An 18,322-nucleotide genomic window follows, 5' to 3' on the forward strand; every position below is an offset into this window, starting at 1 on the left:
AATCCGATACATATTATTTGATTAGTTATATCAAATCACAAAATGAAGTATTTGTTTAAACAATGATAGATGAATATTTAAATCATAATTCAACTTACTTAGAATTATGAATTCTTTTACTTTAACTGAAAATAAATTTTATGAATAAACATTCTTCTGTTAGTAATGAAAATCAATTTAAACGCACCATGAAAACTCGGCATTTAATTATGCTATCTTTAGGTGGTGTAATTGGGACCGGTCTATTTTTTAATACCGGTTATATTATTGCCACTGCTGGCGCAATTGGTGCAATCATTGCCTATTTAATTGGCGCATTAGTCGTTTATCTTGTCATGTTATGTTTAGGTGAACTTGCTGTGGCTATGCCTGAAACGGGTGCCTTTCATACCTATGCATCTCGATTTATCAGCCCGGCTACAGGCTATACGGTAGCCTGGCTTTATTGGTTAACTTGGACTGTCGCATTAGGATCAAGCTTTACCGCTGCCGGATTGTGTATGCAATACTGGTTCCCGCAAGTTTCAGTATGGCAGTGGTGTTTAGTTTTTTGCATAGTCATTTTTATGTTGAATATGATTACCGCTCAATTTTTTGCCGAAAGTGAGTTTTGGTTTTCGATAATAAAAGTCATCACTATCGTAGTATTTATCATTGCCGGAAGCGCAGCTATTTTTGGCATAATTCCGATGAAAAATGATATGCCAGCTCCATTTTTACATAATATTACCGAGCATGGCTGGTTTCCAAATGGTATTACGCCAATAATTATGACCATGGTATCAGTTAATTTTGCTTTTTCTGGAACCGAACTTATTGGTATAGCTGCTGGTGAAACCCATCAGCCTGAAAAATCGATTCCATTAGCGATTAAAACCACTATTTTCAGATTAATCATCTTTTTCGTCGGTACAATTTTTGTATTAGCAGCGCTACTACCAATGGAGCAAGCTGGTGTAATCAAAAGTCCATTTGTTGAAGTGTTCGAAAGTATTGGTATCCCCTATTCGGCTGATATTATGAATTTTGTTATTTTAACCGCTATTCTATCAGCCGCTAATTCTGGTCTATATGCTTCTGGTCGGATGTTATGGTCACTATCCAATCAAGGTACATTACCTAAATATTTTAGTAAACTAAATAAAAAAGGTATTCCAACCACTGCTATTTCCGTTAGTATGATTGGTGGTTTATTAGCGCTGTTTTCTAGTGTCATCGCCCCAGATACGGTATTTGTCGGCCTGACCGCGATTTCTGGCTTCGCTGTGGTGGCAGTTTGGTTAAGTATTTGTGCTTCTCATTACTTTTTTAGAAAACAACTTTCATCTTCTGACATTGAAGGTCTCAAATATAAAGCACCTTTATACCCATTAGTACCAATTTTAGGCTTTATTCTATGCTTAGTTGCTTGTGTCGGTTTGGCATTCGATCCAGAACAGCGCATCGCGCTTTATTGTGGTATTCCATTTGTGGTGTTTTGCTATATCGCCTATCATGTTACCCGAGCTTATCAACAACGAGTAAACCGATAATGTTTAATCCAATATCATTCAACCAAAATATCATAATTGACGGTGCTTTAGCTAGTGAGTTACAGCGCCGTGGCTGTGATCTTAATGATAGTTTATGGTCAGCCAAAGTATTAATAGAACAACCCGATCTGATTAGGCAAGTTCATTATGACTACTTTAAAGCTGGTGCAGATTGTGCAACCACTGCCAGCTATCAGGCATCACCTTTAGGGTTCGCTAAAAAAGGGATATCTTTAGATGAATCTATAAAGCTTATCAAAAAAAGTGTCGAGCTGGCTCAACAAGCAAAAGAGCAATATTTAACTCAGATTGGTAAAAATAAACCACTATTTATAGCTGGTTCAGTTGGTCCTTATGGTGCTTATTTAGCTGATGGTTCAGAATACACAGGCAACTACCAATTAAGTGAAGATAAATTTATCGAATTTCATCAGATCCGAATACAAGCATTAATCGATGGCAAAGCCGATATTCTAGCTTGCGAAACCTTACCCAATTTTGCTGAAATTAAAGCGCTTGTCAAAGTACTGAAACAATATCCATCAATGACAGCATGGTTCTCATTTACCTTAAAAGATGCTAATCACCTTAGCGATGGTACCCCACTAAAAGAAGTGATCGATTATCTAAATAACGTTGATCAAGTGGTTAGCGTTGGTATTAATTGCATTGCCTTAGAAGAAGTAACTGCCGCATTAACCGTATTACAAACCTTAACTAGAAAACCTTTGATTGTTTATCCAAACTCAGGTGAACAGTATGATCCAACCACCAAACAATGGCATAAAAATCACCAACACAACTGTACTTTCAAAAACCAATTACCAACTTGGTTAAAATTAGGTGCTAAATTGATTGGCGGATGCTGCCAAACTACACCTAAAGATATTGCAGAAATTGCTGACTATTTAAAAAGCATTAAATAGTGATTCAATCTGTAAGGAATAAAATCGCTGTTAATTGAATAGATAAATTAATGGCGGTTTAACTTTTTAAGAGCTATTTGCATTCTCATCCCCTCAAAAACCCCGTTCCTCAACTTTTTTTGAATTAAAAAACCCCGTTCCTCAAAATTTTATAAAAATATTAAATGCTATAATGTTAATTATCCCATATAGTGTAGATGCAATGGACTTGCCTCCAAAAGCATCCATCACTAATTTAGGCTTGAGACTTGGAGCTTTTTAGACTCAATGCTATTCAATATTGGCATGTCGGTTTTTCATTGATTCTGGCGTTTGATTCAAATCTTCCATTAGGCTATAAATAATACTGTCATAAGTCAGCAGAGATAGTTGTTCAAAGGTACTGCCCATAGGTTGATTTAATTGAACAACATTGATTGGAATTGCAACAATGTTATCAGCTAGTTTTGCTAAACTTGAGTTGTTGTTGGTGGTAAATAGGATTATTTTAACACCGATTGCTTTTGCTTGATTAGCATAAGCGATGAGGCTTTTAGTTTCCCCAGAATTAGATCCTAAAATCAATAAATCGCCAACATTTGCTTTAGGTTTGCTGATTTCAGTTATTAAACTCACATTTAAACCTAAATGCATTAATCGATTAGCAAATGCACTAATCATTAATCCTGATCGGCCGGTTCCAGCTAAAAAGATGTGTTTTGCGTTAATAATAGCGTTTTTAAATTCCTGAAGTTGATCTTCATTTATATTACTTTCTTGTGCCGATATTTCAGTTAATATTTTGCTAAGTACATTTTTGATAGTCACTTTTTCATTCCTATTTTATTTCCACTTTTAACTTTTCTATATTGTTTTCGATGGCATTATTTTTAAAGATGAATCCACCCGATACAATGCTATTTGCTCCAGCGGCAATGCATGGTGATATAGTTTGGTCGGTAATATTGCCATCAACTTGGATGTCGTAATGATAATTACCTTTTTGCTTTTCACGGGTTAATTGTTCAATTTTTTGTAAGGTAAAAGGTAAAAAGCTTTCATTTTTTTGACCCGGATTAACAGTCATAACTAATACTAAATCGATAAAAGGTAATAATAATTTTAGGTTTTCAACCGGTGTGCTTGGATTTATAGCTATTCCAGCTTTGATATTATTACTTTTTATTTTGTTGATAATGAATGAGTGATGGGCCGTTGCTTCGTAATGAAAGGTGATAATATCAGCTTTAGCATCAATAAAATCTGCTATGGCTAACTCAGGCTTCTCGACCATAAGATGACAATCTAAAATGAAATCAGTATGTGTTTTTAAATTTTTGACAAAGCTTGCATTAAAACCAAGATTTGGTACATAGTGATTATCCATCACGTCAATATGTAATTGACGAATACCCAATGATTTCAATTTTTCCAAGTTTTCTTTAATCTGATAAAGATCAGAATTAAATAGTGATGGGGACAGTATCATAATTATTCCCTCTTATTAACAGCCCATCAACATAAAATTGACATTACGTTTTCGTTCACGTAGCGCATCCCAGTCAACAAAATAGATTTTTCCTAATTGCCCTAATAGTGGCAAACCATCTTTAATGATCAACACCAATGAGAAATGACCAAAAAGTGATGATTTGATATGAGCATCAGTATTTAGCATAACCCATTTTTCTGCTGGATAATTGGGATCACTAAGTCCTAAACCAAATTCAACATGCTTTGGACCTGGGCTGTTGTACTGATTTTCACTGGTCATGCGTGGTACAATTTTTTCTAAGGTATTGTTGATATCGACATGAAGAAACTCATCCCCAAAAAAATTAGTGTCATGCATACACTCTTCAAAAAATAGTGAGCAAGTTGTATGTGTGGTAGCTATGGTTAACTGACCATTTTGGATATTGGATTGCTTAACAAATTGATTTAATTCTTCAGTAATATCATGGTAAAGTAGTTTAAGTAATTTGATCTGTCCTTCCATTACTCAACTCCTTTTTCTATATGTAATACCTTCATGATGATTTAAAGTATAGTTAGATAAATAAATAAGACGATTACATTTTTTTCCAGATTAATCTGGAATCAAATGTGATAATAACCAATGTTGAAAAGTCTGATTGCGTAAATAGCAATCTTAAAATGGAGTATTTTTCTTAATCTAGATGATTATAAAGGTCTTAATAATGAGGTAATACATTTAGTCATTTGACATGAAATTACTATTTTATATCTCTTTTTAATGAATAAATTAAGAATGATGATTATTTGGATGATTCATTTCAGATAGTAAAGCATACCTTTAATATTTTCATCCTATTAAATAGCTGAGTTTATTTTATATAAAGAGATAAATGTTTGTAATAACTTATGTTATAAGTTAATTCAATAATAATGGTTTGATGCTTTTAATAGTTTGCTTTTATTTCAATAAAAAGTCTATTTTTTGCAATAAACCATTATTAAATAATCTTTTGTGCTCAATCATTTATTTTGCTAATACGCGTTCAACCGTATCGACAATAGCTTGAGTTTGTGAATCAATTTCGATATTAACACTATCCCCTACTTTTTTGGTATCAAGAGTAGTAATCGATAAGGTTTCTGGGATCAGGTGAATGTTAAAATGGTTATCTTTAACCTCACCAACGGTTAAACTTGCGCCGTCTATACCAATAAAGCCTTTATATAGCACATATTTCATAAATTTTTCTGGCATAGCTAAGGTCATTTGACAGTTGGTAGCTGTTTTTTGAATATCGCTAATGGTTGCAGTACAAGAGACATGTCCAGACATTACATGCCCACCTATTTCATCACCATATTTAGCACTTCGTTCAATATTAACAAAGTCGTTTTGCTTCTTATTGCCGAGAGTAGTTAAAGCAAGGGTTTCTTGCATAATGTCAAAGGTTACGCAGTCATTTTCAATTCCGGTTACAGTTAAGCAACAGCCATCATTTGCTATTGATGCCCCGATTTCAATATTATTTGTTAAGTTGTGTGGAAGTTTGACTTTATAGGTTCTTAATTTGTCCTGATCTGTGATACAAATAATCTGACCAACACCTTGTACGATTCCTGTAAACATTATCATAACCTTTATATTTAATCATTTAGCTAAATATTTTAGCGCAAACCAGTAAAAAATAATAACGATTGAAATCGAATATTTAATATATTTAATAAATGAATGATTTTATCTTCAAAAAGATATCCAATTGGATGCTCTACTGATATGATCAGGTTTAATTTATGATTTAAAGGTTGCCCATTTATGTTGAAACTTATTTTAGCTATTTCAATCGGTTCAGTTTTCGGAGGATTGCTTCGCTGGTTCTTATCGTTAAAATTAAATGTCATTGCTTTTGCTATTCCTTTAGGTACATTATTTTCTAATTTGATCGCTGGTTATATTATTGGTTTTGCAATTGCTTTTTTTAATCATGCAAATCTTTCTGCTGAGTGGCGATTGCTGATAATTACAGGTTTTTGTGGTGGGTTATCTACTTTTTCAACGTTTTCGGCTGAAATTGTTAACTTTCTTCAAGAAGGTCGTATTGGTTGGGGATTAGCGACCATTGCTGTTCATGTTACTGGCTCAGTTTTAATGACATTTTTAGGCTTTTTTACCTATCAATTTTTTCGTTCATGAAGGTATATTAACCCAAAACAATATAAAAAATGATCACAAATAGTATTTACAACCTCAAATTACTGTATTAATATACACTGTATATATAAACAGCATCGAGGTTTTTATGCTTATTGAACATTCTTCACCACAACTTATGGCTATCAATTTTGAAACACCCTTTCAACAGGTGTTACAACAACAGCGACCTTTATTACGTTCATTTAATAAAGAGAAAAAATGGCAATTATGGCTATCAGATCGTCCGATGTTAAAACGTTCATGGGTGAATACTGCTGGATTAGATAAAGAAAAAGTTGTTCATTTAGCTAATTTGAATAATGAAAATTTAGTATCTACTATTGAGAAAGCATTACAAAGTAAAACCTGTAGTTATGTAGTTGCATGTGTTAATGATCTTAATGAGAAAGATAAACTGCGTTTACAACAAGCCGTTTTAACCAGCAATACCTGTTTGTTTTTAGTTCACGATGAACAAAACCAACAACCAATTCAATACCATTAAAAAAATATCTGTTTCAAAAATTTATAGTTATAAAAGAAAGACACTGTCTAATATGGCAGTGTTTTGAATGATTTTTCATTTTAAAAACTTAGAAAGGAATAGGAAAAAAATACGTTAAGTGTTAGCATCATTTTTCGCTTGATTAATGATAGCGTTAGCTATCCATTGAGAAAGCGATATAATATATGAATCATCTAAATTCCAAACATCTTTTAAAACCGTTATTTGCGAACCACAGATGATTGATATGGTATAAATGACTTTATTATATTGCTCTTCACTAAGCTGTGATTGTAACGGTTGTAATAATTTCGAAATTACCTCTTTACGATTTTCCCGTACTCGTTTTGTTGTATTAGGTGCTGATTTAGAACGCTCATTCGCCCATTGTTGCAAAGATAATCGCATCGTCGCTCTTATAGCACCTTCATGTTTTATCATTTCAGTATAAGCAAACGATATGAATTCATTAACTCTTTGGCTTATATTTTGTTCGTCTGTATGCCATTGTAAAATAGGATCAAGTGAACGATTAACCACTGCCGATATCAGATCATTTTGTGTTGGAAAATAGCGATAAGCAGTCGATCTTGAGATTCCTGATTTATCAGCTAACTCAGTAATCGTAGGTTCAATTCCATTTTCTAATGAGTCCAAAGCAATCTCTAATAGTCGCTCATAATTCTTTTTTTTAAGACTTGTAAAGTTGTTCAAAGAACTAGTTTCAAATTTGTTCATAACAGTGTTTTTTGACTTATATTAATTTTACGCCATTTCTTTCATTTTAAATAATAAATTATTAATTGTGAAATATTTTAAAAAAATGAGACTAAAGTCTCATTTTTGATATATAATGTTACCCAATAAAATTTGAATGTTTAGAAACATAATTTAGGCAAACAAATTCAAATACCAATTCTATTCGACACCAACAATAAGTAAGTAATACCGGTGCGACATTAGTCGCACCGCTATTTTATCGCAATTAATAGTACTAATTCATATTGATAGGAAGAACTTTAATTTTTTTAATGTTCCTTTACTATTGATTGTTAACTGTGAGAAAATCTCACATGCAGTATCCTATGTTTCAAATAAGTAATAGATATATAAGATTTTTATTATTTTGTTAACTTAATATAGGAAACACACAATGAAAGAATATCAAACTGATGTAGCTGCTTTCGTATTACGAATTGCTTTAGGTATGATGTTTTTAGCCCATGGTTTTACTAAATTACTTGTTCTAACACCAGAAGGTACCGCAGAGTATTTTCACACTCTTGGTTTTCCTGGGTTCTTTTCTTATATTGTAATCGTTTTTGAAATTGGTGGCGGTGCATTGTTGCTATTAGGTATTCTAACTCGCGCTGTTGCATTAATTGCCTTTTTTCAACTAGCAATAATAACTATTGTGCATTGGGCTAATGGTTGGTCATTTACTAATCCAGGTGGTGGTTGGGAATATCCAGCATTTATGTCTTTAACTGCTTTTAGTCTTTCATTGCTTGGAACCGGCAGATTTAGTGTTCTATCTGGTAAAAAATATCCACAAATTATCGAGTCATAATATGTTAAATTTCTAGGAAAGGTAAAAATGATTACCTTTCCTCTAATTTTGATTTATCGCTTAAATAAATAGTTCAATCTAGTTTTAATAATGGCTTATTTTTCCTATCGATATTGTTTATTACTCTTCCCTATCTTAATATTCAAATAATTATATTTTATTTAAACCAGTTATGTTTATATGATCTATTTTATTAAACATATTACGCTACAATTTTTTGATTGTTTATTTATTGATAATAAGAAAACTATAATATGTATATTCTGGGTAAATTTATCTAAGCATTGAAAGCTTTATCTGAAATCAATCCTTAAAATATAAACTAACATCAATCGGCAAGTAATTTGAAACTATTTAACTAAAGTCTCAATCCACCATATCTTGCTTGTCACTTAGACTCTCAATAAAATCTTCAACGACTAAAGCGGCTTTTTGAGCACCTTCTAAATATTTATCAATGAACTCTTGGTTGTAAATGGGTTCCTCTCCATAATTGGCTTTATTATCATGACTTATAAATTCATAGTGAAGTGATACTTTAAAATCCCCTTTATATTCATAAATATAATGACATCCTAAATCCTTATCAATTGAACATTGAATTACTAATGGTTCAGATTGAATAGGTAACCAATTTGGTTGGGGAACAATTAGAATATTATTATTTTTAAATCTATACAGAACTATATTATTGTCAAATTGATTACTCTCTATAAATTTATTATAACAATAATCACAGTTTTCTTTACTTTTTGCATACTCTAAGTTTTCTTGAAATATTTTAAATGAACTGTCATCAGAGCTATTCTTATTAGTTCTAAAAAAATCAATATCTAAATTGTTAAATTGTAAATTTTCATTTTTTATATTATTGCAATAAGCAGTTAATGCTTTGGATGTTGGATGAAGGCAAATATCACTCGAGTCAATTCTAATATCACTAATTTTATCAATTTTATGAGCTACATCATTAGAAAACTTCTCGCAAAATTTTCTTTCTGAAACATTAGCACTATTATATCCTTCAATAACCCAAAATGGTGAATATTTAGAATTAGGATAAATACGTAAGATTGTATCTTTTGACAGTTCAACTAAACGGCCATTTTTTTTACACTCGCTACTTGGTCTATTTTCTAAATACTCTGTCACGCTAGGTACTATGATTAAGTAAGCCGGCCAAAAGAAAGTACAAAATAATGGTAATAATATATAACTGAATAAAGAAGCTAATTTATTTCTTGAACCAAAATATTTTTTTGTTTCTGATTGGCAAAAACGAATTATTAGCGGAAAAACAATAGCTGAAAGAAAAAATATAAAAAACTCCAAATTAGCATTGATTGAAATATAAACAGTTAAAGCCAAAATTATAGTTGCTAGAATTGCTCTAATAATTCGATTCATTCTTACAAAGATAGTTATGAATGAAAAAACATAAAAGAAATAAAAGATTGGCAACAAGAATAATAATATAATAACCTCTCTTGCTACATGATGCACATCAATGGATTGAAACATGTAAAACACCTATAAAATACTAATTAATATTAAATTATTTTTAATTAGCCAGTATTATCACAGATAAATATTAATGTCAAAAATAAGAATATTTACTTCAATTATTAAAGTTTAAAATAGTGTTTTATTTATTTCACTTCATTAAATTTTTTGTATAAATGATTCACACTTCTTTACTGTTGCAAATCGCATTAATGCAGACATAAAACTATCATGAACTATTTGTGAAGCAATTATATTGTCATTAAAGTTAAGATCACGAGTAGTACAAGCATCATGAATCAAAATTGGTTGATAATTTAGTTCAAATGCGCAGCGTGTAGTGGAATCAACACACATGTGACTCATCATTCCACAAATCACTAATTGTGATATACCTAATTGCTCTAACTTCTGTTGTAAATGAGTTTGGTAAAAGCTATTTGGATATGCTTTTTGAACAATAAATTCATTATGCTCTTCAAGAGGAAGTAATTTAGAATGTAACTGACTTCCGTAGCTATTTTTTACAAAAAAAGCGGCATTAACATCTTGATTAACGTGCTGTATATAAATAATCGGCAATTGCTTTTGACGGAAATAATTTTGTAACTTTAAAATATATTTCAACGTCTGTTCGGTATTATTTAATGGGTATTTTCCCTCAGGGAAATAATCATTTTGCACATCAATAATTATTAATGCTTGCGTCATTTTGCTCTCCTTTATAATGTTTTATGTTATTATTCTGCAGGTATTAACTTTTAAATAACATAGTAAATTGAAGGAATTAACAGCAGTTCGCTTTCAAAATGAAAATATGGATAAAAAAGATCGCGCTATATTAAATGAGTTAAAAGAGAATAGTCGTCAATCTTGGCGAGAGATTGGAGAGAAGGTATTCTTGTCAAGCCAAGCAGTTGGTCAACGTGTGCAAGAGTTATTAAATAATCATATTATCGAAAAATTCACCATTAAAGAGCAAAAATCTCAATTACAATTTATTACTATTTATATGAATTCAAATCAATTTGAATCGTTTGAAAAGTTAGTAAAATCTTTTGATGAGGTTTCCGAATTTTACAAAATTACTGGTGATGGTTGTTATATGATTGTCTGCCACTTTGAAAATAATAGTCTAGAGAACTTCTTAAATAAAATTGCTGATTATAGTCGTTATAAAGTCAGCCATAAGTTAAAACAAATCTTATAATTAATCGTAAAAATAAATGATTAAATATTTATATTTGATAAGTCATTATGGTTAATAATAATCGCTTGCTTACAATTTATTTCAATAAATTAACAAAAAGCTATTGCTCATTAATCGTTTCTGTTATATTTTGTACAACAGTTAAATTTAAAGGTTTTAATTTTTATGAATTGTTTTTGTATGACTAAACACCATCATCACCATCATTCCTGAATAGTCTTCGGGCGATTGGTGCTGGAAGACAAATGGTCTTCCGGTGATTTCGCAAAAGCAAATAGAGAACCCTCGGAAGATCAAACTTCCGAGGGTTTTTTGTTTGTGGTTAATAATTTTATTTAGGGAGAATAACATGTTGGATAATTCACGTTTACGTATAGCAATGCAAAAATCAGGACGTTTAAGTGATGAGTCAAAAAAATTACTAGCTCAGTGTGGTATCAAAATTAATCTACAAGAGCAACGTCTAATTGCTTTCGCTGAAAATATGCCAATTGATATTTTACGCGTTCGTGATGACGATATACCAGGCCTTGTGATTGATGGCGTAGTTGATATTGGTATTGTAGGCGAAAATGTTTTAGAAGAAGAAGTTCTAGATAGGCAAGCTGAAGGTTATAATCCACAATATAAAAAATTACGTAGACTTGATTTTGGAGGATGTCGTTTATCTATTGCCGCCCCTCGTGACTTTAACTATACAGGTCCCGAGTGCTTAAATAATTTGCGTGTAGCAACAACTTATCCTCACCTACTCCGCCGTTATCTCTCTCAATATAATGTAAGTTTTAAAACTTGTTTGCTTAATGGTTCTGTTGAAGTGGCTCCTCGAGCTGGTTTAGCTGATGTAATTTGTGATTTGGTATCAAGTGGTGCAACTCTTGAGGCCAATGGTTTACAAGAAATAGAAGTCATTTATAAATCTAAAGCATGCTTAATTCAACGTGAAGGTGAAATGTCCTGCACTAAACAAGCCCTAATCGATAAAGTGATGACTCGAATTCAAGGTGTAATTCAAGCTCGTGAATCTAAATATATTATGCTTCACGCTCCAACAGCAGTTTTAGATCAAGTTGTTTCGCTATTACCTGGTGCAGAAAATCCAACTATTTTACCATTAACCGGTGAACAAAATCGGGTAGCATTACACATGGTTAGTACTGAGTCATTATTCTGGGAAACCATGGAAAAACTAAAAGCATTAGGTGCTAGTTCAATCCTTGTATTACCAATTGAAAAAATGATGGAGTAATCAAATGAAGCTTTCTTATTGGCAAAATTGTTCTAAAGAACAGCAAGCAGAATTATTAACTCGCCCGGCAATTGCTGCCTCAGATTCTATTAGCCAAGTGGTTAAAGATATTTTGACACAGGTTAAACAAAATGGTGACCAAGCCCTCAAAGCATTGAGTAGTAAATATGATAAAACTCAAACCAATCAAATTAAATTAACTGAAGATGAGATAAAAACAGCAATTAGTCGTGTCACAACGGATTTAAAACAGGCAATGCAATTAGCTGTGAGCAATATTAAAAAATTCCATCAAGCGCAAGTAAGACCGACCATAACAGTTGAAACTATGCCAGGTATTCAATGCCAATCAGTGACCAGACCTATTGATTCAGTTGGTCTTTATATACCTGGTGGTTCTGCTCCTTTATTATCGACTGTTTTAATGCTCGCTATTCCAGCCAAAATTGCTGGTTGTCGTAAAGTGATTTTATGCTCACCTCCCCCAATTGCAGACGAAATTTTATATGCTGCCGATCTTTGTGGTGTAACAGAAATCTATCAATTAGGGGGAGCACAAGCGATTGCTGCAATGGCATTAGGTACCGAGTCAGTTCCAAAAGTCGATAAAATATTTGGCCCGGGTAATGCTTATGTTACTGAAGCCAAACGTCAAGTAAGCCAACGTCTTGATGGTGCAGCTATTGATATGCCAGCAGGCCCTTCTGAAGTATTGGTCATCGCCGATAGTTCTGCTAATCCATCTTTTATAGCTGCTGATTTACTTTCACAAGCTGAACATGGACCGGATTCACAAGTGGTACTACTTACTCCTGATGAGAAGATTGCACAGGAAGTTTCGATTGAGGTTGATAAACAACTTATGCAACTATCGCGCCAAGATATTGCTGAAAAAGCGTTGAAAGAAAGCCGACTTATAGTAACCAGCGATTTAGAAGAATGTGTAGATATCAGCAATCGTTATGGGCCTGAGCATTTAATTATTCAAACTAAAAATGCGGATCAACTGGTTGATAAAATTAATAGTGCCGGTTCAATATTTATCGGTGATTGGTCACCAGAATCGGCTGGCGATTATGCATCAGGTACAAATCATGTATTACCTACTTATGGTTATACCTCAACTTATTCAAGCCTCGGGTTACCAGATTTTCAAAAACGGATGACTGTACAAAAATTAACGCCTGATGGATTGAAAGCGATAGGTACAGCAGTTGAGCTAATGGCACAAGCTGAGCAACTGACTGCACACAAAAATGCGGTAACGATTCGCTTAGCTAAACTTAATGCTGATAATAAATAATAGGTGGATAAAATGGATATTAATCAATTAGTCAGAAAAAACGTACAAAAGTTGACACCTTATCAATCAGCCAGACGTATTGGTGGTAAAGGTGACGTGTGGTTAAATGCCAATGAATACCCTGTTGCCCCCAATTATCAGTTAACAGAACAAACATTAAACCGTTATCCAGAAGCACAGCCTGAACATGTTATAAATGGTTATGCGCAGTATGCAGGAGTTCGACCTGATCAAGTGATAGTTAGCCGCGGTGCTGATGAAGCGATAGAGCTATTAATGCGTGCTTTTTGTGAGCCTGATACAGATACAATACTTTACTGTCCACCAACTTATGGTATGTATCAAGTCAGTGCTGAAACTTTAGGAATAAAAACTAAAACTGTACCGACCAAATCAGATTGGCAACTTGATCTTGAAGGAATTAAGCAAAATATTGATAGTGTTAAATTAATCTATGTTTGTTCACCAAATAATCCCACTGGTAATTTAATCAATCAAGATGATATTAAAACATTACTTAATATAGCCGAAGATCGAGCGCTAGTTGTGATTGATGAGGCTTATATTGAGTTTTCGCCTAATTCAACGGTAGTCAGTTGGCTTAAAGACTTTCCTCACTTAGTGATTTTACGCACCTTATCAAAAGCATTTGCACTTGCCGGTTTACGTTGTGGATTTACTTTAGCTAATAAGCCAGTAATCGACGCGTTACAAAAAGTGATCGCTCCATATCCATTAGCTACACCTGTAGCTGACATTGCCACTCAGGCATTGAGTAAAGACGGTATTAATACGATGAGATTGCATGTCATCAATCTGAATAATCAAAAAGAAAAGCTGGCTAAGCATCTTTCAGCACTGCCTATAGTCGAAAAAGTTTATCCTAGTGAATCAAATTATTTATGTGTTAAATTTCAGAGTAATAAGGATGTATTTCATAAACTTTGGAATGAAGGCATTATATTGCGTGACCAAAGTAAATCAATTGGTCAAGATGGTTTTGTTCGAATTTCGATTGGTACTCAAGCTGAATGTGAAGCAGTAATAACAGCACTTAAAGCCATATTATAGGAGCAAGTATGTTACAAAAATATTTATTTATCGATCGTGATGGAACATTAATTGTTGAACCTCCTATCGATTTTCAAGTTGATAGTTTCGAAAAGCTTGAATTTGAACCTAATGTGATACCCGCATTACTTAAATTACAAGCTGCTGGTTATAAATTAGTTATGGTGACCAATCAAGATGGTTTAGGCACCAGCAGCTATCCACAAGCCAAATTTGATGGTCCTCATAACTTGATGATGCAAATATTTGAATCACAAGGCGTCAGATTTGAAGAAGTTTTAATTTGTCCTCATTTTCCTGAGGACAATTGTGAGTGCCGCAAACCTAAACTAAAACTGGTTCTTCCTTATTTAATGAATGGCAACTTAGACAAACAAAATAGCTATGTAATTGGTGACAGGGTCACTGATATCCAGCTTGCAGAAAATATGCAAATAAAAGGGTTACGTTATGATCCAGTAAATCTTAATTGGAACGAAATAGCTCAACGTTTAACCACAGCAGATCGTTATGCAAAAGTCGAAAGAAACACCAAAGAGACTAAGATTTTAGTTGAGGTTTGGTTAGATAGACAAGGTGGTAGCCAAATTAATACAGGTATTGGTTTTTTTGATCATATGCTCGATCAAATTGCTACTCATGGTGGCATTAAACTCAATATTCAAGTTGAAGGTGATCTTCATGTTGATGATCATCACACCATTGAAGATACTGGCCTTGCTTTAGGTGAAGCGCTAAAACAAGCTCTTGGAGATAAACGTGGAATCACACGCTATGCATCAGTTATTCCAATGGATGAATGTTTAGCAAAATGTGCAATAGATATTTCTGGTCGGCCTTACCTTGTATTTTCGGCACAATTTAGTGATCTTAAAGTTGGAGATATGAGTACACAAATGGTAGAACATTTCTTCTACTCTTTAACTTATGCTATGGGGATCACCTTACATATTGAAACATCAGGAAATAATGATCATCATAGAATCGAAAGCTTATTTAAAGCGTTTGCTCGAACACTTAAACAAGCAATTAAAATTGAAAGTGATAGATTACCTAGTTCGAAAGGAGTGCTATAGATGAAAATTGTCATTCTCGATACAGGCTGTGCAAATCTTTCATCAGTAAAATACGCAATACAACGACTAGGCTATAATCCAATTATTAGTCTTGAGCCTGATATTGTGCTTGAGTCGGATAAACTCTTTTTACCGGGTGTGGGTTCCGCATCTGCAGCAATGAAAAAGTTAAAAGAACGGAATTTAATCGAGCTGATAAAAGTTTGCACCCAACCTGTATTAGGCATCTGCCTTGGTATGCAACTTTTGGCCGATTATAGTAATGAAGGGCATGTCCATACGTTAGGTATCATTCACGAAAAAGTCTCTGAAATTCCTGATTGTGGACTACCACTACCGCATATGGGGTGGAATCAAGTTAACCCTAAAGCTGGCCACCATTTATTCCGAGATATTCCAAATGGTGCTTATTTTTACTTTGTACATGGATACGCCTTACCATTATGCTCATCAACTATCGCAGAAACCAATTACGGCGAAAGCTTTACAGCTGCCGTACAAAAAGACAACTTTTACGGTGTGCAATTTCATCCAGAGCGTTCTGGCTCAGCCGGTGCAAAATTACTAAAGAACTTTTTGGAGATGTAAAAATGGCAGTTTACCCTATTATTATTCCTGCTCTGGATTTAATTGATGGCACTGTGGTTCGATTACACCAGGGTGATTATGAACAAAAACGTGATTATGGTAATGATCCTTTAGCTCGATTACAAGACTATCAGAGGCAAGGAGCTAAATTACTACATTTAGTTGATTTAACAGGTGCTAAAGATCCAAAAGCTCGGCAAATCACATTAATTAAAACACTGATTAATGGTGTCCAAGTTCCAGTACAAGTTGGAGGAGGAATTCGCAGTGAAGATGATGTTAAAGCCCTTCTCTCTGCTGGTGCAACACGAGTTGTTATCGGTTCAACTGCAATTAAAGATCCCAAATTAGTAAAAAAATGGTTTGAAAATTATGGACCTGAATCTTTGGTATTAGCATTGGATGTTCGTATTGACAAATATGGCAATAAAAATGTCGCTATTCATGGCTGGCAAGAAGATTCTAAGCAAACTTTAGAACAAGTAATTGAGGATTACTTACCTTATGGCTTAAAACATGTCCTTTGTACTGACATTTCAAAAGATGGTACATTAACTGGTTCTAACATAAGCTTATATCAAGAAATTAGCAAAAAATACCCAACTATTGATTTTCAAGCTTCTGGTGGAATCGGACAGTTGAACGATGTAAAGGACTTAAAAGACAGTGGTGTTGCTGGTGTCATTGTGGGTCGGGCATTACTAGAAGGTAAATTTACAGTTCAGGAGGCAATTTCATGTTGGCAAAAAGGATAATACCTTGCTTGGACGTTCGTAATGGTCAAGTTGTTAAAGGCGTGCAATTCCGTAATCACGAAATCATTGGTGATATTGTACCATTAGCTAAACGCTATGCGGAAGAAGGTGCAGATGAACTGGTTTTCTATGATATCACTGCTTCATCTGATGGGCGTGTGGTTGATAAAAGTTGGGTGGCTAAAGTTGCTCAAGTTATTGACATACCCTTTTGTGTTGCTGGTGGTATAAAAACGGTTGAAGATGCTGGGCAGATTTTAACTTATGGGGCAGATAAAATTTCAATCAACTCACCTGCTTTAGCTAACCCAAACTTGATTACTCAATTAGCTGATTGCTTTGGTGTGCAATGTATCGTGGTAGGGATTGATACTTGGTATGATAAAGATTCAGATAGTTATCACGTTTATCAATTTACCGGTGATGAAAAGCGAACTGTAGCCACCAAATGGAATACAATTGATTGGGTTCAAGAGGTCCAAAAGCGAGGTGCCGGTGAAATTGTATTGAATATGATGAACCAAGATGGTGTTCGTAATGGTTATGATCTTAAGCAACTTAAAACGATTAGAGAAGTTTGCCAAGTACCACTGATTGCTTCTGGCGGTGCGGGTACTATGGAGCATTTTTTACAAGCTTTTAAAGAAACTAATGTTGATGGTGCTTTAGCGGCTTCAGTCTTTCATAAACAAATTATTAATATTGGCGAACTTAAACAATATTTAGCTCAACATGGAGTAGAAATACGATTATGTTAACTCAACATTCCCAAATACAGATAGATACAAAATCACTTGATTGGCAAAAAGTCGATAATTTAATGCCAGTTATTATTCAGCATTATATTTCTGGTGAAGTGCTCATGCTGGGTTATATGAATCAGGAAGCTTTAGCTCAAACCCTAAATAGCGGAAAAGTAACGTTTTATTCTCGAACTAAACAACGTTTATGGACCAAAGGCGAAACCTCAGGCAACTTTTTAAACGTGGTTAATATCTCAACCGATTGTGATAACGATACGCTGTTAATTTTAGTCAATCCGATTGGACCAACTTGTCATACTGGAACAAACAGCTGCTTTAAGAATTCTAAAACTGAATGGGGCTTTCTATACGATTTAGAACAATTACTTGGCTCTCGTAAGCAAGCTGATCCTAACACCTCTTATACTGCAAAACTCTATCATGATGGTACTAAGCGTATTGCTCAGAAAGTCGGAGAAGAAGGTGTAGAAACCGCCCTTGCTGCCACTGTACGAGATAAAGAAGAATTGAAAAATGAATCGGCAGATTTGATTTACCATCTATTAGTCTTACTACAGGATCAAAATCTATCACTCCAAGATGTGATTGGCATTTTAAAAGCTAGACATAAATAATATTAAA

21 protein-coding genes and 1 other annotated feature are annotated in these 18,322 nt (G+C 33.6%); of the genes, 14 read left to right on the forward strand and 7 right to left on the reverse strand.

All coding sequences use genetic code 11. The annotated features are described in order from the left end of the window. Positions 1-140 precede the first annotated feature (140 nt). The gene (mmuP, locus tag J3U00_RS06855) at positions 141-1,532 is read left to right on the forward strand and encodes an S-methylmethionine permease (RefSeq protein WP_267331980.1); all 1,392 of its coding nucleotides are present in this window, start codon (positions 141-143) and stop codon (positions 1,530-1,532) included. Then, positions 1,532-2,458, forward strand: coding sequence for a homocysteine S-methyltransferase (gene mmuM, locus J3U00_RS06860; protein ID WP_267331981.1), 927 nt, complete (start codon positions 1,532-1,534; stop codon positions 2,456-2,458). The genes mmuP and mmuM overlap by 1 nt, the downstream gene beginning before the upstream one ends. Positions 2,459-2,728: 270 nt before the next feature. On the opposite strand, the gene hxlB is transcribed toward mmuM, so the two are convergent. From hxlB to J3U00_RS06880, 4 genes are all read right to left on the reverse strand, one after another. Continuing rightward, complete coding sequence (gene hxlB, locus J3U00_RS06865) at positions 2,729-3,265, reverse strand: 6-phospho-3-hexuloisomerase (RefSeq protein WP_267331982.1); 537 nt, start codon at positions 3,263-3,265, stop codon at positions 2,729-2,731. A gap of 10 nt (positions 3,266-3,275) precedes the next feature. Beyond that, positions 3,276-3,926 (reverse strand): ribulose-phosphate 3-epimerase, encoded by a 651-nt coding sequence (rpe, locus tag J3U00_RS06870; RefSeq protein WP_267331983.1) that lies wholly within the window; start codon positions 3,924-3,926, stop codon positions 3,276-3,278. A 15-nt stretch (positions 3,927-3,941) separates the two neighbouring features. Next, on the reverse strand, positions 3,942-4,436 hold the full coding sequence (locus J3U00_RS06875) for a YjbQ family protein (RefSeq protein ID WP_267331984.1): 495 nt from the start codon (positions 4,434-4,436) through the stop codon (positions 3,942-3,944). A gap of 504 nt (positions 4,437-4,940) precedes the next feature. Next, a complete protein-coding gene (locus J3U00_RS06880) occupies positions 4,941-5,543 on the reverse strand; it encodes a riboflavin synthase subunit alpha (protein ID WP_267331985.1) in 603 nt (200 codons plus the stop codon). A 186-nt stretch (positions 5,544-5,729) separates the two neighbouring features. Between J3U00_RS06880 and crcB the strand changes: the two genes are divergently transcribed. Both crcB and J3U00_RS06890 read left to right on the forward strand, forming a co-directional pair. Then, positions 5,730-6,107, forward strand: a complete 378-nt coding sequence (gene crcB, locus J3U00_RS06885) for a fluoride efflux transporter CrcB (RefSeq protein ID WP_065563463.1) — start codon at positions 5,730-5,732, stop codon at positions 6,105-6,107. A 106-nt stretch (positions 6,108-6,213) separates the two neighbouring features. Beyond that, complete coding sequence (locus J3U00_RS06890) at positions 6,214-6,612, forward strand: cell division inhibitor SulA (RefSeq protein ID WP_267331986.1); 399 nt, start codon at positions 6,214-6,216, stop codon at positions 6,610-6,612. A gap of 114 nt (positions 6,613-6,726) precedes the next feature. On the opposite strand, the gene J3U00_RS06895 is transcribed toward J3U00_RS06890, so the two are convergent. After that, the gene (locus J3U00_RS06895) at positions 6,727-7,350 is read right to left on the reverse strand and encodes a TetR/AcrR family transcriptional regulator (RefSeq protein WP_065563465.1); all 624 of its coding nucleotides are present in this window, start codon (positions 7,348-7,350) and stop codon (positions 6,727-6,729) included. Positions 7,351-7,765: 415 nt separating this feature from the next. On the opposite strand from J3U00_RS06895, the gene J3U00_RS06900 reads away from it, so the two are divergent. Further along, positions 7,766-8,182 carry a DoxX family protein gene (locus J3U00_RS06900; protein WP_065734870.1) on the forward strand — a complete coding sequence of 139 codons (417 nt, stop codon included), beginning with the start codon at positions 7,766-7,768 and terminating at the stop codon, positions 8,180-8,182. Positions 8,183-8,548: 366 nt separating this feature from the next. Here the strand turns inward: J3U00_RS06900 and J3U00_RS06905 are convergent, their stop codons facing one another. Together J3U00_RS06905 and J3U00_RS06910 are read right to left on the reverse strand one after the other, a co-directional pair. After that, complete coding sequence (locus J3U00_RS06905) at positions 8,549-9,703, reverse strand: hypothetical protein (protein ID WP_267331987.1); 1,155 nt, start codon at positions 9,701-9,703, stop codon at positions 8,549-8,551. 141 nt (positions 9,704-9,844) lie between these two features. Continuing rightward, positions 9,845-10,396 carry a cysteine hydrolase family protein gene (locus J3U00_RS06910; RefSeq protein ID WP_267331988.1) on the reverse strand — a complete coding sequence of 184 codons (552 nt, stop codon included), beginning with the start codon at positions 10,394-10,396 and terminating at the stop codon, positions 9,845-9,847. 106 nt (positions 10,397-10,502) lie between these two features. On the opposite strand from J3U00_RS06910, the gene J3U00_RS06915 reads away from it, so the two are divergent. From J3U00_RS06915 to hisIE, 9 genes are all read left to right on the forward strand, one after another. Continuing rightward, positions 10,503-10,895, forward strand: a complete 393-nt coding sequence (locus tag J3U00_RS06915; protein ID WP_065563469.1) for an Lrp/AsnC family transcriptional regulator — start codon at positions 10,503-10,505, stop codon at positions 10,893-10,895. Between the two features lie 191 nt (positions 10,896-11,086). Continuing rightward, positions 11,087-11,212: a sequence feature (His leader region), on the forward strand. 32 nt (positions 11,213-11,244) lie between these two features. Further along, positions 11,245-12,144 carry an ATP phosphoribosyltransferase gene (gene hisG, locus J3U00_RS06920; RefSeq protein WP_065563470.1) on the forward strand — a complete coding sequence of 300 codons (900 nt, stop codon included), beginning with the start codon at positions 11,245-11,247 and terminating at the stop codon, positions 12,142-12,144. A 4-nt stretch (positions 12,145-12,148) separates the two neighbouring features. After that, positions 12,149-13,447, forward strand: coding sequence for a histidinol dehydrogenase (gene hisD / locus J3U00_RS06925; protein ID WP_267331989.1), 1,299 nt, complete (start codon positions 12,149-12,151; stop codon positions 13,445-13,447). A 12-nt stretch (positions 13,448-13,459) separates the two neighbouring features. Further along, entirely contained in the window at positions 13,460-14,518 is a 1,059-nt protein-coding gene (gene hisC, locus J3U00_RS06930) for a histidinol-phosphate transaminase (RefSeq protein ID WP_267331990.1), read from the forward strand. Positions 14,519-14,526: 8 nt separating this feature from the next. Then, entirely contained in the window at positions 14,527-15,594 is a 1,068-nt protein-coding gene (gene hisB, locus J3U00_RS06935; RefSeq protein WP_267331991.1) for a bifunctional histidinol-phosphatase/imidazoleglycerol-phosphate dehydratase HisB, read from the forward strand. Then, a complete protein-coding gene (gene hisH, locus J3U00_RS06940) occupies positions 15,595-16,182 on the forward strand; it encodes an imidazole glycerol phosphate synthase subunit HisH (protein ID WP_065563474.1) in 588 nt (195 codons plus the stop codon). It begins immediately after the preceding gene. A 17-nt stretch (positions 16,183-16,199) separates the two neighbouring features. Then, on the forward strand, positions 16,200-16,937 hold the full coding sequence (gene hisA, locus J3U00_RS06945) for a 1-(5-phosphoribosyl)-5-[(5-phosphoribosylamino)methylideneamino]imidazole-4-carboxamide isomerase (RefSeq protein ID WP_416379896.1): 738 nt from the start codon (positions 16,200-16,202) through the stop codon (positions 16,935-16,937). After that, on the forward strand, positions 16,919-17,695 hold the full coding sequence (hisF, locus tag J3U00_RS06950; RefSeq protein ID WP_065734876.1) for an imidazole glycerol phosphate synthase subunit HisF: 777 nt from the start codon (positions 16,919-16,921) through the stop codon (positions 17,693-17,695). Before hisA ends, hisF begins: the two co-directional genes overlap by 19 nt. Next, positions 17,689-18,315 carry a bifunctional phosphoribosyl-AMP cyclohydrolase/phosphoribosyl-ATP diphosphatase HisIE gene (hisIE, locus tag J3U00_RS06955; RefSeq protein ID WP_267331993.1) on the forward strand — a complete coding sequence of 209 codons (627 nt, stop codon included), beginning with the start codon at positions 17,689-17,691 and terminating at the stop codon, positions 18,313-18,315. The genes hisF and hisIE overlap by 7 nt, the downstream gene beginning before the upstream one ends. Positions 18,316-18,322: the final 7 nt, after the last annotated feature.

The organism is Gilliamella sp. B3127 (assembly GCF_026536935.1).
Taxonomy (GTDB): domain Bacteria; phylum Pseudomonadota; class Gammaproteobacteria; order Enterobacterales; family Orbaceae; genus Gilliamella; species Gilliamella apicola_E.

What these genes read in the sequence shown, in the direction of transcription:
- J3U00_RS06895 (WP_065563465.1), bottom strand. Translation starts at nt 7,350, where the DNA reads ATGAACAAATTTGAAACTAGTTCTTTGAACAACTTTACAAGTCTTAAA.
- hisH (WP_065563474.1), top strand. Translation starts at nt 15,595, where the DNA reads ATGAAAATTGTCATTCTCGATACAGGCTGTGCAAATCTTTCATCAGTA.
- J3U00_RS06880 (WP_267331985.1), bottom strand. Translation starts at nt 5,543, where the DNA reads ATGTTTACAGGAATCGTACAAGGTGTTGGTCAGATTATTTGTATCACA.
- hisIE (WP_267331993.1), top strand. Translation starts at nt 17,689, where the DNA reads ATGTTAACTCAACATTCCCAAATACAGATAGATACAAAATCACTTGAT.
- mmuP (WP_267331980.1), top strand. Translation starts at nt 141, where the DNA reads ATGAATAAACATTCTTCTGTTAGTAATGAAAATCAATTTAAACGCACC.
- J3U00_RS06890 (WP_267331986.1), top strand. Translation starts at nt 6,214, where the DNA reads ATGCTTATTGAACATTCTTCACCACAACTTATGGCTATCAATTTTGAA.
- J3U00_RS06905 (WP_267331987.1), bottom strand. Translation starts at nt 9,703, where the DNA reads ATGTTTCAATCCATTGATGTGCATCATGTAGCAAGAGAGGTTATTATA.
- hisC (WP_267331990.1), top strand. Translation starts at nt 13,460, where the DNA reads ATGGATATTAATCAATTAGTCAGAAAAAACGTACAAAAGTTGACACCT.
- rpe (WP_267331983.1), bottom strand. Translation starts at nt 3,926, where the DNA reads ATGATACTGTCCCCATCACTATTTAATTCTGATCTTTATCAGATTAAA.
- J3U00_RS06910 (WP_267331988.1), bottom strand. Translation starts at nt 10,396, where the DNA reads ATGACGCAAGCATTAATAATTATTGATGTGCAAAATGATTATTTCCCT.
- J3U00_RS06900 (WP_065734870.1), top strand. Translation starts at nt 7,766, where the DNA reads ATGAAAGAATATCAAACTGATGTAGCTGCTTTCGTATTACGAATTGCT.
- hisF (WP_065734876.1), top strand. Translation starts at nt 16,919, where the DNA reads ATGTTGGCAAAAAGGATAATACCTTGCTTGGACGTTCGTAATGGTCAA.
- crcB (WP_065563463.1), top strand. Translation starts at nt 5,730, where the DNA reads ATGTTGAAACTTATTTTAGCTATTTCAATCGGTTCAGTTTTCGGAGGA.
- mmuM (WP_267331981.1), top strand. Translation starts at nt 1,532, where the DNA reads ATGTTTAATCCAATATCATTCAACCAAAATATCATAATTGACGGTGCT.
- hisD (WP_267331989.1), top strand. Translation starts at nt 12,149, where the DNA reads ATGAAGCTTTCTTATTGGCAAAATTGTTCTAAAGAACAGCAAGCAGAA.
- hisB (WP_267331991.1), top strand. Translation starts at nt 14,527, where the DNA reads ATGTTACAAAAATATTTATTTATCGATCGTGATGGAACATTAATTGTT.
- hisG (WP_065563470.1), top strand. Translation starts at nt 11,245, where the DNA reads ATGTTGGATAATTCACGTTTACGTATAGCAATGCAAAAATCAGGACGT.
- J3U00_RS06915 (WP_065563469.1), top strand. Translation starts at nt 10,503, where the DNA reads ATGGATAAAAAAGATCGCGCTATATTAAATGAGTTAAAAGAGAATAGT.
- J3U00_RS06875 (WP_267331984.1), bottom strand. Translation starts at nt 4,436, where the DNA reads ATGGAAGGACAGATCAAATTACTTAAACTACTTTACCATGATATTACT.